10 protein-coding genes are annotated in these 14,799 nt (G+C 61.5%); 9 read left to right on the top strand and 1 reads right to left on the bottom strand.

Going from position 1 to position 14,799, the window contains the following annotated elements; all coding sequences use genetic code 11:
- Nucleotides 1-378: 378 nt before the first annotated feature.
- The 9 genes from QM996_RS25205 (at nucleotide 379) to QM996_RS25165 (ending at nucleotide 10,311) form a co-directional block, all read left to right on the top strand.
- Nucleotides 379-1,671, top strand: coding sequence for an O-antigen ligase family protein (locus QM996_RS25205; RefSeq protein ID WP_334196674.1), 1,293 nt, complete (start codon nucleotides 379-381; stop codon nucleotides 1,669-1,671).
- Between the two features lie 2 nt (nucleotides 1,672-1,673).
- On the top strand, nucleotides 1,674-2,531 hold the full coding sequence (locus tag QM996_RS25200; protein ID WP_334196673.1) for a nucleoside/nucleotide kinase family protein: 858 nt from the start codon (nucleotides 1,674-1,676) through the stop codon (nucleotides 2,529-2,531).
- 2 nt (nucleotides 2,532-2,533) lie between these two features.
- Nucleotides 2,534-3,562 carry a hypothetical protein gene (locus QM996_RS25195; protein ID WP_334196672.1) on the top strand — a complete coding sequence of 343 codons (1,029 nt, stop codon included), beginning with the start codon at nucleotides 2,534-2,536 and terminating at the stop codon, nucleotides 3,560-3,562.
- Nucleotides 3,563-3,660: 98 nt separating this feature from the next.
- A complete protein-coding gene (locus tag QM996_RS25190; RefSeq protein WP_334196671.1) occupies nucleotides 3,661-5,841 on the top strand; it encodes a pyruvate kinase in 2,181 nt (726 codons plus the stop codon).
- Nucleotides 5,842-5,865: 24 nt separating this feature from the next.
- On the top strand, nucleotides 5,866-6,444 hold the full coding sequence (locus QM996_RS25185) for an adenylyl-sulfate kinase (protein WP_334196670.1): 579 nt from the start codon (nucleotides 5,866-5,868) through the stop codon (nucleotides 6,442-6,444).
- Nucleotides 6,445-6,492: 48 nt separating this feature from the next.
- Nucleotides 6,493-7,749 (top strand): cation:proton antiporter, encoded by a 1,257-nt coding sequence (locus QM996_RS25180; protein ID WP_334196669.1) that lies wholly within the window; start codon nucleotides 6,493-6,495, stop codon nucleotides 7,747-7,749.
- Between the two features lie 47 nt (nucleotides 7,750-7,796).
- The gene (locus QM996_RS25175; RefSeq protein WP_500270387.1) at nucleotides 7,797-8,924 is read left to right on the top strand and encodes a PqqD family protein; all 1,128 of its coding nucleotides are present in this window, start codon (nucleotides 7,797-7,799) and stop codon (nucleotides 8,922-8,924) included.
- Nucleotides 8,921-9,916, top strand: coding sequence for a nucleotidyltransferase family protein (locus QM996_RS25170; protein WP_334196667.1), 996 nt, complete (start codon nucleotides 8,921-8,923; stop codon nucleotides 9,914-9,916). The genes QM996_RS25175 and QM996_RS25170 overlap by 4 nt, the downstream gene beginning before the upstream one ends.
- A gap of 92 nt (nucleotides 9,917-10,008) precedes the next feature.
- Nucleotides 10,009-10,311 carry a hypothetical protein gene (locus QM996_RS25165; protein ID WP_334196666.1) on the top strand — a complete coding sequence of 101 codons (303 nt, stop codon included), beginning with the start codon at nucleotides 10,009-10,011 and terminating at the stop codon, nucleotides 10,309-10,311.
- 398 nt (nucleotides 10,312-10,709) lie between these two features.
- On the opposite strand, the gene QM996_RS25160 is transcribed toward QM996_RS25165, so the two are convergent.
- Entirely contained in the window at nucleotides 10,710-14,621 is a 3,912-nt protein-coding gene (locus tag QM996_RS25160) for a metallophosphoesterase (RefSeq protein WP_334196665.1), read from the bottom strand.
- Between the last annotated feature and the right edge of the window lie 178 nt (nucleotides 14,622-14,799).

The raw sequence follows: 14,799 nt of genomic DNA, 5'->3' as shown, positions 1-14,799 counted from the left end.
CAAGAGCGAAGGCCCATGGCCTCGTTGCTTGGCTCACTCGGACCGGTTCGAGAGGCACATCGCTTGCATAAGTAAAGGCTTCCGTCTATTGTAAGAGCTCAGCTTGTTCAGCTGAGTGCGCGTGAGGTTACGTTGGTAACCGATCGGCGCCGAACACAAGAAAACGCACTGGAAATGCAGGGAATACTCACCTGCAGTGCGGCAGCATACTAAAAATTTCCTATCAACCTTTCTCAAGACATTCTCGCTCACATCTCAACGTGGGCCGTCGGTCGCTGCGAAAGTCCGGCACTCCTGAAGATCCTTTCCCGCAACGCAATGCCAACTCGCAAGTATCTTGCTTGATCGAGCCATGCGCCTTCGTCGCCCGAGCGATCATTGCTTCAAATCTCTCTCCTTCTGCTGATTGCGTCGATCTGGTTCCCGGGCGCCACACGGATTGCCGGGACGGATGGTTCGCTTTCCTTCCTGTTGGCGCTGTTTTGCGCCGTCGTCGGCGTGGCCTCGTATGGCGAACTGGGAAAACGCATTCACCGCACCGAGGCGACCTTGGCGACGGCATTGCTCACCACCGCCGCCCTGATCATCGCTCTGTCGCTGTTGTCCATGCTCCACGCCGACAATCCGATGCGGGCGATGCGAGCGATCTTCGCGCAGATCTTCGGTTTTGCCACGATCCCGGCGGTTGCCGCGCTGTCCACCAGGCCGAATGGTCAGGTTTTGATCGACCGGCTGGTGACAGCGATGATCGTCATGAGCGTTGCAACGGCGTGCCTCGTCGTCGTCGGTCTCGGTGGAGGCAGGTTCGCCGACAGGGCGGAAGGCTACTTCAAGCATTCAAACCAGTTGGGCATCGCGCTTTCGGCCGGCCTGCCCCTTGTCGCCGCCCGCTTGGTCACGACCCGCAAACACCGATTGCTGCTTGCCGGTTGTATGGTCGCCGTACTTCTTGGTTTGGTGAAATCAGGCTCCAAAACCAATTTCGTCGTCGGTATCATCGGGCTCGGGCTCTTCTTCGCCTTGTATGCAATCTATCTCGCGGTGAGAAGGCAGCGCCCCCTGACGGTCGTCGCCGGCGTGATTGCGGCGCCAGTGGCACTCCAGATGGCGCTGGTCATCCTGCAATCCCTCAATCCGCGGGCATATCGGTTGTTGATGACCCAGGTGTCCGGCGGCGAGGCTCACTCCATGGTGTCGCGCGAACGGCTTTGGACCATCTCGGTCAACCTGGGTCTCGCGCATCCGTTCACGGGCGTAGGCGCGGGCCAACCGATCGGCGATATCGCTCCCCATAGCCACAACCTGTTCATCGAATATTTTCGCACCCTCGGCGTGCCGGGCGTTGGACTGATCACCATCATGGTGCTGCTCGTCGTCATATTTCTCGTCAGTGCCGTGGTCCCCACCCTGATGGGGCAAGGCGAGAGCAGGCATGCGACCGTCACCAATGTCATGCTGCTCGGATCGGCGGTCTGTGTCTGGAACTATCTGGTGGCAAACCAGATGAGCGATTCTTTCGGCCCGTCGACGGCGCCATTCTTCTGGATCCCGCTCGCGCTGCTGATCGCCTATCGCAGCATGCAGCGATCACCGGCGCCAGCAGGGCCAGACCAGAGCCGGGTAACTTACGACCGGCCGATGCCGGCCGCGGCGCGGACTTTGGAGATATGAGGGTGGCCGGCGTGGATCGGGATCCGACGGTGCCGAGGGGGCTGGGCGCGATGGCTGGCGGCGAACCGCGAGGCGTCGGCGGCTACGCGTTGCCGGCAGGCATTCGGTTCATTGAATTCTTCGGTCTTCCAGGCATCGGCAAGACCACGGCTTCCCGCCTGTTGGCAGAACGGCTGCGAAGCACCGGCTCCGTCGTCGACGAAAAAAGGACGACATGGGAAGACAAGGCGCTCGTCGCGCGGCAACTCAATCGCCTGAACCTCGTCCTGCCAAGACTGCGCCACAGCGACTTTCGCTCGATAGCATCGCGCATTGCAAAATTCGTTGCCGAGGACGGACAGGAGGCGCCCGGCGACCTCCTGCGTTGGACCTGGTGTCTCTGGTCGGTCGCCGCCTATATGGCCGACGAGCGATCAAAGGGTGACAAGGTCACGGTCTTGGATCAGGGGCTGCTGCAGGGGTTCTGGTCCGTTCTGCTGAAGAGCTGTCATAGAGGTACCTCCGAGCACTGGCTGGATATCATGGCCGCGATCGGGCTCGACGACATCGTCTTCGTCGAGTTGCGCGGCGGCATCGATCTTGCGCGAAATCGAATTCGAAGCAGGGATGATCGCGCTTCTCGTCTTCAGCGCCAAGCTGCGACCGGCGAGGGGGCGCTCTGGACCAAGGCCGAGCGCGCCTATTGCACGATCGCTGCCGACCTTTGGAGACGACAGAACGCAGCGCACAGCATGCCCATGCTTGCGGTCGTGGATATGAGCGCCTCGGCATCGCCCGAGGAGGTAGCGGAAAAGACGCTGCAGGCCGTGCTTCTGACCTATGAGCGCAGACAACGATCCATCGAACCGGGGAGCCACTGAACGTGAAACTCGATCGACGGTCATTCATGCGCCTCGCTGGCGCCGGTCCCGCCCTCGCGTTGTTGACCGGTTCGGGCGTCACGAATGACCGGCCGACTTCGGTCGATGAAGACGACGGGGACGGCACACGCATCGTGCTGAGTGGCGAATACGGCTATGCGCAGAAGACCATTCGCGACCTTCCGCCCGAAACCACCATCGATGCCAGACGGGCCCTCTTCACTGTTGCCAACAGCCGGAACGCGGCTCCGAATGCGATCCTCGGCTGCGACATCGGCATGCAGCCGGTCAATCCCTATCCGATCGTCCTTCGCAATTGCCCCGGCGTTCATTTCGTCGGCGGTCGCATCAATGGCGAAGTGCCGCTTCAGTCGGACTGGGCGCACACCTATTGCAACAGTGCCGGTTTGCTCATCAGAGATGGAACGACACGACCGACGATCGAAGGCGTGCGAGCGCGCCGCTGCTGGGATGGCATCCGCTTCACCGACCAGGCGAGCGGCTTTTATCTCAAAAGCTGCTGGCTGAGCGAAATTCGGGACGATGCCGTGGAAGACGATTACCTTCTCGGGGGCGTCATCGAGGATTGCCTGTTTGACGGCTGTTTTTCAGGCGTCAGTCTCGACCCGGCATCGAATGATCGCGACGGGCACGAAGAAGTGGTGACGATCGATCGGTCGCTGATCCGGATGCAGGCCTACCTGGCCAAAGGCGACGTAACCCATCAAGCCCCAGTCAAAGCGTCCGAAGTCTCTCCGAAGCTGAAAATTACCAATTCGGTTTTCGCGTTTTCCTCCCCGAAGATGCGGGGATTTCGGCGATTGGAACGAACCTGGCAAAGAGTGTTTGAAAGCCACGGCAACACGCTTTTGTGGCTCCCGGATGATCCGATCCCGCCGGAATTGCCGCTTCCGCCCGATGGCTTTGATCTGCTGAGCGGCAATGACGCCCGCGACTATTGGAACAAGGCCCGCCGGCAGTGGATCAGTGCCCACCCGGACATTGCCCGCTTTTCCGATGACGAATTGTGACGCGATCGCAGCCGACTGTTTGAGACGCGCCCGGTCAGACGCGAGACGAGCGTGCGCATGACCTTCAACCCATTTGAATCCGACCGAAGGTAAAAGCCATGAAAGCCAGACAAGTCGAGCTCCTTTGCACCCTGGGTCCCGCATCACTCAATGACAGGGTGATCCATTGGTTGGAAAGAACAGGCACGTCGCTGCTGCGCCTCAATCTTTCCCACACGAAGGTCGAGGATATCGAGCGGATCATCGGTTACATCAAGCAGCGCACGTCTGTGCCACTTTGCCTGGATACGGAAGGTGCCCAGGTTCGTACCGGGTCATTTGCCGACGGCAAGGTGACGGTACGAGAAAATCGGTTCCTGACCGCGCATGCCCGACCGGTCACGGGAAACCAGTCCGCCATCAGCCTCTACCCGCCCTATATCGTCAACAAGCTCGAAGTCGGCGATTTCGTCAGCATCGACTTCAACGCGGTTCTGTCCCAAGTTGTCGAGAAGCGCGACGGCGAGGTCGTGCTTCGAGTTCTGAACGGTGGGGAGATCGGGCAGAACAAGGCGGTGACGGTTCAGCGAACGATCGAAATGCCGCCGCTCACCGCGAAGGATGTCGCCGCGATCGCCATCGGCCGGCGAATGGGAATTCGCAACTTTGCGCTTTCCTTCGCCCATCGCGCCTCCGACGTGGACGTGATCCGCTCGCATGCCGGCAGCGACGCGACCATCATTTCCAAGATAGAGTGCCTCAGCGGACTGCGTCATCTGGCGGCGATCGCCGAAAAATCTCAGGCGATCCTCATCGACCGCGGCGATCTCTCCCGCGAAGTTCCGATCGAGCAAATCCCCGCAATACAGAAGATGATCATCAGCCAGGCAAAGGCGCATGGCGCCAAGGCCTATGTCGCGACGAACCTGCTCGAATCGATGACCAGCGCACCGACGCCCACTCGCGCCGAAGTTAACGACATCTACAACACCCTGGCGGATGGCGCAGATGGCCTCGTTCTGGCGGCGGAAACCGCGATCGGTCAATATCCGGTCAATTGCGCGCGGATGGTGACAAAGGTCGCCCAGCAATTCTTGCGGAACACAAACAATGGCGGGCGCCCCATCCGCGTTCGCCCCTCGGCACTGATGCCGGGCGTCGAGCCGCATGGCGGGCGCCTGGTCTGTCAGGCGCCTGGCCCGGTTGAGATCCCCGACATCAAGCATTTGCCGACGATCAGGGTCGCTGACGAGGAATTGACCGACGTCGAGCAGATTTGCCGCGGTACCTTCTCGCCGCTGCGCGGTTTCATGGACCGGGCCTGCCTGGAGAGCGTGCTGGAGGAAAAGCGTCTGCCCGGCGGGCCGATCTGGACGATGCCGATACTGCTCGCCGTGCCGAAGGAATCGGCGATCCGCTACGCCAAGGGCGACCGCGTCCTCTTGACCACGCAAGACGGGTCGCCGCATTCCGTGCTCGATGTGTCCGAAACCTACGAATTCCCGCCGGAGCTTCTGGCACGCAAATGGTTCGGCACTGAGTCACGCGAGCACCCCGGCGTCGCGCGCGTGCTGACGCGCGGCGGTCATTTCCTCGCTGGCCATGTCACGCTCGTGCAGCCGCTGCACTTGCCCTGGCGACGCTATGATCTGACCCCTTCGCAATTGCGGACGGTTTTTGCTCACAAGGGCTGGACCCGGGTGGTTGCATTCCATAGCCGCAATCTCGTCCATCGCGGTCACGAGATGATTCAGCTCGAGGCCCTGGAACGGACCTATGCCGATGGCCTGTTGGTCAACCCGATCGTCGGCCATACCAAGCGCGGAGACTTTCTGCCGCACGTGATCCTCGACGGCTATCAGGCGATGCTCGACTACGGCATCTACCCGCCGGGCAAGGTGGTGCTGGCAAGCTTCATCACCTATCCGCGATTTGCCGGTCCCCGCGAGGCTGTCTTTACCGCGCTCTGCCGTAAGAACATGGGCTGCAGTCACATCATTGTCGGGCGCGATCACTCGGGCGTCGGCGACTTCTACGGGGCAAATGCCGGTCGCGAACTCTTCGAGGAGCTCGGAGATATCGGTATCGAACCGATCTTCTTCGACGCCGTCGGCTATGACACCCAGTCCGAGCGCTATGTCGACTTGAGCGCCTGTGGAACAGCCAAGCCGATCAGCGGCACGGAAATCCGGCGCGCCCTGAAGGCCGGCGAAGCGTTGCCGAACTGGATGATGCGCTCCGAGGTACAGGACGTCGTTCGGGCGGAATTGATGATGAAACGAGCGCTGTTCCAGGAATAGCTACAGGACAGGGGAGGATAGATCGTGCAGGGAAGGACGCATCTACAGCCCGAAACGCGGCATCAGCGCGCTTCGCTACAGGCTGGAACGGTACTGTGGCTGCTCGGACCGACGTCGGCGGGCAAGACGACGCTCGCGACACGTGTCGTCGCCGATCTGCGGATGGCCGGGATTCCCGCCATTCTCTTCGATGGCGATGAGGTTCGCGACTTCTTCGGCGCAAAGCTTGGCTTCGGTGCAGAGAGCCGACTGCAAGTCGTTTCTATTCTCGCGCATCTGGCGAACAAAGCGGCAGAGGCCGGCCTCAATGTGGTCGTCGCGGCCCTGACGGCCGGTGAAGACGCGCGCGAATATGTTCGCAAGAATGTCAGAAACCTGACGACCGGCTACGTCGCCTGTTCGATCCAGGGCTGCGCCGAGAGGGACCCGAAGGGGCTCTACGGCAAGGCCATGCGCGGCGAGATCGATACTCTGATCGGCTATAATACGACCTACAGGCCGCCGGAAAACCCCGACTTCGTCCTCGATACGGAACTCTATTCGCTCGATGAGCTGGCAGCCCGCGTCGTCGCCACCTACACCCGGATTGACGGCCGTGCGTGATTTCCGCAGCCGCATGGTTCACCGGGCGCCGGCATTTGAGGCTGCGTCATGAGCGATTCCGAAACCGCGCGTTTCTTCCTGTCACTGGTGCTGCTGCTTATCGGAGCGCTGGGCGGCGGTCACCTGTTTGAGCGCCTGAAGATGCCCCGGGTCATCGGCGAGATAGCCGGCGGTATCGTCCTTGGACCATCGGTGCTTGGTACGATTTCGCCCGAAGCGCATGAATGGCTGTTCGCGGCCTTTCCGGCGCAGTCCGCGCTGCTGACGGCCTTTTATTGGTTCGGCCTCGTCCTCCTGATGTTCACGGCGGGCTTCAAGGTTCAGGCAGAAGGCGGTGGCGCCGCAGGCCGCATCGTGGTCGCACTGGTGGTCGGCGCGCTGATGATCCCGTTCGTGCTCGGTTATGCGAGCGCCTCGCTATTCGCAGACACCCAGCTTGGTGATCCCTTCGCGTTCAAGCTGGTTATGGGAATAGCTGCCGCCGTGACGTCGATCCCGGTCATCTCGCGGATATTTCTCGATCTGGGCCTGATGGGAACACCCTTCGCGCGCAACGTCATCGGGGCCGCCACGATCCAGGATCTCATCCTCTGGACGATCCTCGCCGTCGCCACTGCGGTCCAGCATGGCGAGGCGGCAAGCGCGGCCGGCATCGGGCGCGTGGTCGCCATAACGCTCGGTTTCGTGCTTGCCTCTCTGTTTTTTGCACCGGCCGTCGTAAGGGCGCTTCGCAGATGGATGATCGGCAAATTCAGCGAAGCGCCTTTTACCGGCTATACAATGCTGCTGTGTCTGATCTTCGTCGCCGGCGCGAGCCTTTTGAACGTGAACATCGTTTTTGCAGCGCTTGTTGCGGGCCTGGTCATGGCGCGGTTTCCCTCGCGGCACCTCGCTCCCGTCAAACAGCACATCGCCGACATCGCGATCTGGTTCTTTGTCCCGATCTACTTTGCGCTCGTCGGGCAGCGGCTCAATCTCGCACATGAGTTCGATGCCGGGCTGACCGTTCTGTTCATCGGTATGAGCACGACCATCAAGCTCGTGAGCTGCACTCTTGCCGCAAGAGCCGCCGACTGCGACTGGGCGAGGGCACTGGATTACGGCGTCTCCATGAACACGCGTGGCGGGCCGGGCATCGTGCTCGCCAGCGTAGCCTATGCGGCAGGCATCATTGACGGCCGCATGTTCACAGCCCTGGTGCTTGCCTCGATCCTGACCTCGTTTGCCACCGGGCTGTGGTTGCGCTGGCGGCTCGTCCGCAATCCGAAGGTCTTTGCCGGATTGGCCGGATCACCGGCCGAGTGAGAATTTGAAAGTCGCCTGCGCCGCGGGATGGGGAGGGATGAACGGCTATGGGAGCTGATTTGGGAATGCGAGGTGACAGTGTGGCGCCGCGTTTCGTCACCCAGGCACGGCTCGTCCGGATCAGGGGGCAGAATGTTCTGTTCAGTGCATCGCAGCACGCGATCTTCACCCTGAATGACACTGCCGCCTATATCTGGCGCTTGCTGGAACAGGGAAAGCCGACGGAGGGCGTGGAGCGCGCCGGCGTCGATGCCCGGGATGCGCATGGGCAGGTCGAAGCGGCGATCGAGGATTGGCAGCGCCTGGGCTTGATCCGGCCCCGCATCTCGCCGCTCGATATTTCCGCGCAAGAGCATGTCAGCCAGATGCTGAGCGTTGCCGGGCGCCGTATGCGCATCCTCTATCCGATTGCCCACGCCTTACCGACGATGGCCATATTCAGGCATCTCGAGGTTGGGGACGCCGCCCCCGACACCGTGTTCCACCTGGCCGAGCACGGTGACCGGCTCCACTTGTTTCGCAATGGCGAATGGCTCCTGGCCTCGGCTCCGGACCAAATGGCGACACTATTGAAGGGCGAAATGCTGAGCGATGTCCTCGGTGCCGGTCGGTACGAACTGGCCCTTCACGCGGCAGCACTCCTCAAGAACGAGCGGCTTGTCCTGCTCTGCGGCGAGCCGGGGGCGGGCAAGACGACACTGACGATGGCGTTGGCCCATGCCGGATTCGGTTTCGCGTCGGACGACGTGACCCTCCTGAGTGCTGATGGGCGCTGTATCGGGCTCCCGTTCGCACCCGCCGTCAAGTCGGGTGCATGGCCATTGCTGACGGACCGCTTCCCGGACCTCGATGTGGCGCCGATCTTCCGACGTCCGGACAACCGGCGCGTGCGCTACCTCGTGCCGAAGGCCGTTGCCTCCCTAACAGCGCAGTCGTGGCCGGTGGGCGCGGTCGTTCTCCTCCACCGTGATCGCGCCGCGCGGCCGGGGTTGGACAAGATCGACCCGGTGGATGTCCTGCGTGGCCTGCTTGGTGGTGCGTTTGCGCCGGGCGGCGAGTTGGGCGATACCGGTTTCGACGTGTTGGCTGGCGTCATAGGATCCGTGAAGGCCTATCGCCTGACCTATTCCGGGCTCGATGAGGCGGTCAAGCTGATCGGGCGGGCATGCTCATGAAGCCCGCCGCAAACCCACTCGACGCGTTGATTGCGGGCCTTTGCGGTCGTGTTGTCGATCAGCCGGACTGGCCGGGGTTAATTGCGCTGGCGAACCAGACCTTGCTGACGCCGGCCCTGTTCGCGTCACTCGAGCAGGCGGGCCGCATCGGGGACGTGCCCAGCGACGTGCGCGACTATCTTCAGTTCATTCGCGATTGCAATCGAGAACGCAATGTCCGACTGCGGCTGCAGTTGGACGAAGCCGTCACCGCTCTGAACGCCATTGGCGTCGCTCCGGTTCTGTTGAAGGGTGCGGTTCCGCTATTTCTCTCGCAAGCCGTTCCGGATCGGATAACCAGCGACATCGACCTGGCTGTTGCGGCGCGCGACGAGCCATTGGCTCAAGCCTGTCTGGAAGAGCTTGGTTATGTTGGCGTGTCCGATGGCCGTGGCATGGCGCGCGACCGAGACGTGGGCGTGCTGGAGTTGCGGGCGTATCGTACGGATGGCCTTGGGCGCCCGAAGCTCGTCCAGCAGGAGGGCCTCTCCGTGAAAATCCCTTCTGCACAGTCGCGTGCCCTGCACTGGATCGTGCATGACCTTCTCAAGGAAGGCGACTATTGGCGGGGAAGGATTGACCTCAGGCATATGTACGACCTGGCACAGCTGGCCGAAAGCGAAGCTATCGACTGGGCCGCACTTCGAGCATCGCTCGCGGGCAGAAGCGCGCGCAATGCTGTCGAAACGCAGTTGCTGACCCTGCATCGCCTTTTCGGGACGAGCATTCCGCCCGGATGCGGGAAGCGGGTGACGATCCGATTCCAGCATTGGAGGCGCGTCTTTGCTTCATGTCATCCGGTCCTGGGGGCACCCTTGCGCCTGGCTGGCAACCTCTTGTGGGGCGCAAGGCGGTTTTCACGCGTCCACGACCTCGCTCGACGGAATCCGGTCCATCTGGCCCGCCGGATCACGGCCGTCCTCTTGAATAAAGATCTTCGCTCGAAAATTTAAAGTATTTATATGCACGTATCACCAATTGAACCTTAACGTGTAAAGTGATAGTGTGTCCGAATAATATCAGTCCGCGCATAGAGGGAAGTGTCATGTCTATAGATACCCAAAAAGGCGTAGACAATTCGCCAGAAAGACTTAATACGGAAGCGGAAGCGCGCCGAAATTTTCTCATGAAGGCCGGAAAATTTGCAGCTGTAACTCCTCCCGCCATAACCTTATTGCTTGGCACTAGCCTGAGTTCGCGCGCCATTGCGAAATCCAGCGGATCGCACCCTAAATACCCGCGGCCAGGATATGGATGGGGAGACAAGAACCACGATCATTATGGGCCGCCTGGCCAACTGAAAAAGCTTGTCAAGCTGGACCTTGATTTTTGGAGCCACAAGAAATGATCCCCTATGAGGGAAGGCGCCAGCGTTAAGACGCAGGCCGTTCGTCTCAGCAAAGCCGGCAGAAATGCCGGCTTTTTGCGTTCCAGGGCACGACTGCGTGTTTGCTTTGATCGCATCCGGATAGATGACAGATCATGATGCAATTCAAAGTGCTGCAGTGACCTCGTGCCTCTGAGACACAGCGGTGCCGTAGAACGACAAAGCCGGAGCCCTGTGGTTCCAGGGCTCCGGCCTTGTCGTTTCGGCGCCTGTACGCGTTGGCTTAGCTGCGCTGAAAGCGGTAGACTGCATGTCTCTTTAAATCGACTTCGATTTAAGGACGAAAGATGCAGCAGATCAAAGTGATACAGCGACTTTTGCGCGTCTTAAAAGACGCGCGGCGCTGTAGGTCACTTCATTTAGACAAGCAGGCCCGCCCGAACGAAGTTGTCGTCGTGGAGTTGCTCGGCATGCACGCCGAGTAATGTCAGGTGGTCGGTGCCGCTGAGATTGGCGACGACGTTTGCGCCCTGGTTCGACGCCACCAGCCGAAATTCACTGGCGCTGTCGATGCCGAATGCACGCAGGTCGAGGACGTCGCCGGTGGCAGCACCAGCCCTGAAGTTCAGGATTGCATCGTTGCCATCACCGGCCTGGAACACGAAGAGATTGCTGTTCTTGCCGCCGACCAGCGTATCGTTGCCGCGTCCGCCCGTCAGCGTCGCATTGCTACCGAGCCCCCAGAGGTAGTCGGCGCCCGTCGTACCGTTCAGCACATGGCCGCCGTTGACGATTGTCGGGACACGGCCGGTAGGCGTCGCGATGAAATAGGAGTCGGTGAGGACGTTCGTCGCGGTGGTCCCGTTGAAACTGGTAACGTTGTAGAATTCGATCAGCATGCCCTGATCGGTGATGGTCACCAGGCTGGCACCGACATTCGGGACATCGCGGCCCGCACCGCCAAGCCCGGTGGTGGTATAGGGAAGCTGCAGGCCGTCGCCGTTGTCGTCGCGGTTTTCGCGGTAGTAGTTGTGCTCGTGGCCGGCAAAGACCGCATTTACACCCCACGGCTCGAAAGGCCACCGCATGGTGCTGGTGCTGCCCCCCGGATTGTAGGCCGTGTGATGGAAATAGGCGACGTTGAAGCTCGCGTTTGACGCGTCGAGCGTGGAGTGCATCCATTGGCCCTGGACCGACGTCGCGCTGCGGCCGTCCGTTTCCTGCTTGTTGCTGTTGAGCGCGAAGAAATGCACCGGCCCGATCTGAAAGTCGTAATACCGCTCGTTGTCGGGCAGCGTGAAGTAGTTCAAATAATTGGTGACATTGTTCTCGTTGTACTCGTGGTTGCCGAGCACGGGGAAGAAGCGATTGATGGCGCTGCCGGCGCCGTAGGAGCCTTGGTAGTTGCCGACATAGTCGTGGTACTGTTGGCCGACGGCTGCGTCCAATGTCTGCGGCGCGTAGACGTTGTCGCCGACAGTGAGGATGAAATCGACGTTCCAGTTGTGGACGAGCGCCGCGACCGCCTTTTCGCCGTTGAGACTCGTGTCACCGAAATCGCCGAAGACCGCGAAGCGGTAAAGGGTCTGCGGTCCCGCTTGGGCCGCAACGTTGACCGTGTAGTCGTGGGTGGCTGTGCTGCCATCGGACGATGTTGCGGTCACGTGAAGGGCGATTGACGGTTCGGTTTGGGCATTGAGCGTGCCGGTGGCGGAACGGGTGATGACCCCGTTGGCATCGATCGCGAAGCGATTATCGTTGAGACTGTAGGTGATCGTCGAGCCGGCATCGGGGTCTCTCGCCGCGGCGGTGATGCCGACCCGGGTTCCTGCCGCTGCGCTTTGGACGATGCGGTTGTTGGCGGTGTCGGTGTCGGCCGGATCGTTGAAGGCGATCGCCTCGGGGCTGTCGAGAATGCCGAGGGTGAAGGTATGGCTGGCGGTGCTTCGGTCGGATGAAGTTGCCGTCACGGTCAGCGAGATCGAACTCTGGTTTTCGAAGTCCAGTGTGCCGATGCCGGTGCGGGTGATGACGCCGTTCGAACCAATGGAGAAGCGCGCGTCGTCGACGCTGTAGGTAACGGTGGAACCGGCGTCCGGATCGCCTGCCGAGGCGGTGATGCCGATGGCCGTGCCGGCTGCAGCCAACTCCGCGATCTGGTTGATAGTGGGATCGGCATCGGGCGGCGTGTTGAAGACGACAGGGGCGCTCGTCGGCGGCACGTAATATTCGATGTGTAGCAGCGGAGCTGCCGCGGCGTTGCTGTCAAAGGCCCTTGCAGTGCGCGTGCCGGTGCCGGTGACAAGGAACACCATGTCATTGAGCGTCGCCCAGCCGCCGCGGTCGACGATCTCCTGGATGATCGCCTTGAGGTCCGGCGTCCGCTGTGCCAGGTCTGCCGCTCCGCGCGTCGTCCAGTCCGCAGGCGTCCAGGCGACCGATGCGTCCGTTGTCGCGCGAGAAGAAACATTGAATTGAGCGGTCGTGAAGGCAGCGGCATCGTCCACGTCCTGGCCGCGGATCATCAGCGATGCAGCCCCCGTGCTCACCTGGTCCACGGTAAACTGGATATAGGCATTGGTGATGATCGCGCCCTTGGGAATGTCAATTCCGGTGAACCGCATCCCGACGGTCTGGACCTTGGCGCCGTCGACGGTCAGTTCCAGGTCGCCGCTAGTGGCAGAGACCGAGCCCGAGGCCGCTTCTTCGACATCGTCGAGGCTGGCGATGATCCTCTTCTCGAAGATCACGCTGTCAGTGGCAGGCGGACTGTTGATGATGGTGTAATCGTGGGCGGCGGTGCTGCCATCGGACGAAGTCGCCGTTACATGCAGCGTAATCGTCGGCTCGGTCTGAGCATTGAGCGTCCCGGTCGCGGAGCGCGTGATGACGCCATTGCCGTCGATGGCGAAACGCGGATCGCTGAGGCCGTAGGTCACGGTCGAGCCGGCATCGGGATCGCGGGCCGAAGCGGTGATTCCGACTCTGGTGCCGGCAGCAGCATTTTGGGTGATCCTGTCGGCGGTCGGGTCGCTATCTGCCGGGCTGCCGAAGGCGACCGGTTCCTGGCTGTTGAGAACGCTGACCGTGAAGGTTTGGTTTGCCTTGCTGAAATCAGAGGACGTGGCCGTCACCGTCAGTGTAATTGAGGTCTCGGTCTCAAAATCCAGTGTGCCGACGCCCGATCGGGTGATGACGCCGTTTGCGTCGATGGCAAAGCGCGGGTCGTCGATGCTGTAGGCGACGGTGTCGCCGGGAGTGGGGTCGGTCGCCGACGCCGTAATGCCGATGGCGGTGCCGGCGGCCGCAAGCTCGGCGATCTGATTGGCAATGGGATCGGCGTCTGCCGGCGTACTGAAGACGACCGGGTCGCCGGACGCTGGTACGGTGTATTCGATGTGCAGGAGCGGCGCGGCCGTCGGGCTGCCATCATAGGCTCTCGCCGTGCGCGTGCCGCTACCAGTGATCAGGAACACCATGTCGTTGAGTGCCGCCCAACCGTCGCGGCTGACGATCTCCTGGATGATTGCGCTGAGATCGGGTGTGCGCTGCCCCGCGCCTGCCTCACCGCGCGTCGCCCAGTCAGGAGGCGTCCAGGCAACGGATGCGTCGGTTGTCGGGCGCGAGGTGACGTTGAACGTCGTGGCGGCGAAAGCCGCGGCATCGTCCACATCCTGGCCGCGAATGAGCAGCGAAATCGTACCCGCGCTCACCTCGTCGACGGTGAATTGGATATAGGCATTGGAGATGATGGCGCCCTTGGGAACGTCGATTCCGGTAAAGCGGATCCCAACGGTCTGGCCAACGCCATCATCAACGGTCAACTCGAGGTCGCTGCTGGTCAGGGACGTCGAGCCGCTCGACCGTTCCTCTGCGTCGTCTGCGCTCGAGGCCACCCTTGTCTCGAAGACTGGATCGATTGCAAGCGCGGCGATCGTGGCGCTGTTTGGCGCGGTTGCGTCGGTCTCGGCGGGCGCCTCCAGGGTGGCCGCATGGAACAGTCGGCCCCCGCTTCCTAGCGTATTGTTGTCGAGTCCCTGGGGGCCTGAGGACGGCGCGGTGCTAATCGTGCCGGCGACAGATCCTTCCTCCTCGTTGGTCACAGCGACGGGCGAGTGGTCGCTGCGATCGAGAGAGGCGGAAGCCCTCCAGATCCCATCCAGGTCGATTGCCGATCGCGGTTGCGCGGCTTTCGGGTGAACGGAGCCGATTGGAACAGCGGCGAGGTCGTCAAAGGTGTAATTGCCGTCGACGTGGAAACCCGGTGCGAACTCGATCGCGAGCAGTTTGGAGTCGTCCAGGCCGGACGGGATGCGGGACAGCTTGGTCATGTCCAATCTCCTTTGCACGGCTTGCGGACAGCCGGAACCCACCGGTGCGGGCCGGTGCTTCTATGTCCGTCGGGGAGGGGGATTTTCGGGAGCCGGTCGGTAACGGGATACAGGCGATGAAATGCCCCGCTGGACGAGGGCTCATTTCGTCGGCCGAAGACGGCAGACTCAGTCAGTT

This window comes from Sinorhizobium chiapasense, assembly GCF_045277575.1.
In the GTDB taxonomy this organism is placed as follows: domain Bacteria; phylum Pseudomonadota; class Alphaproteobacteria; order Rhizobiales; family Rhizobiaceae; genus Ensifer; species Ensifer chiapasense_A.
The sequence above is the reverse complement of the archived record's forward strand: the minus strand, read 5'-3'. Positions and strand labels throughout refer to the sequence as shown.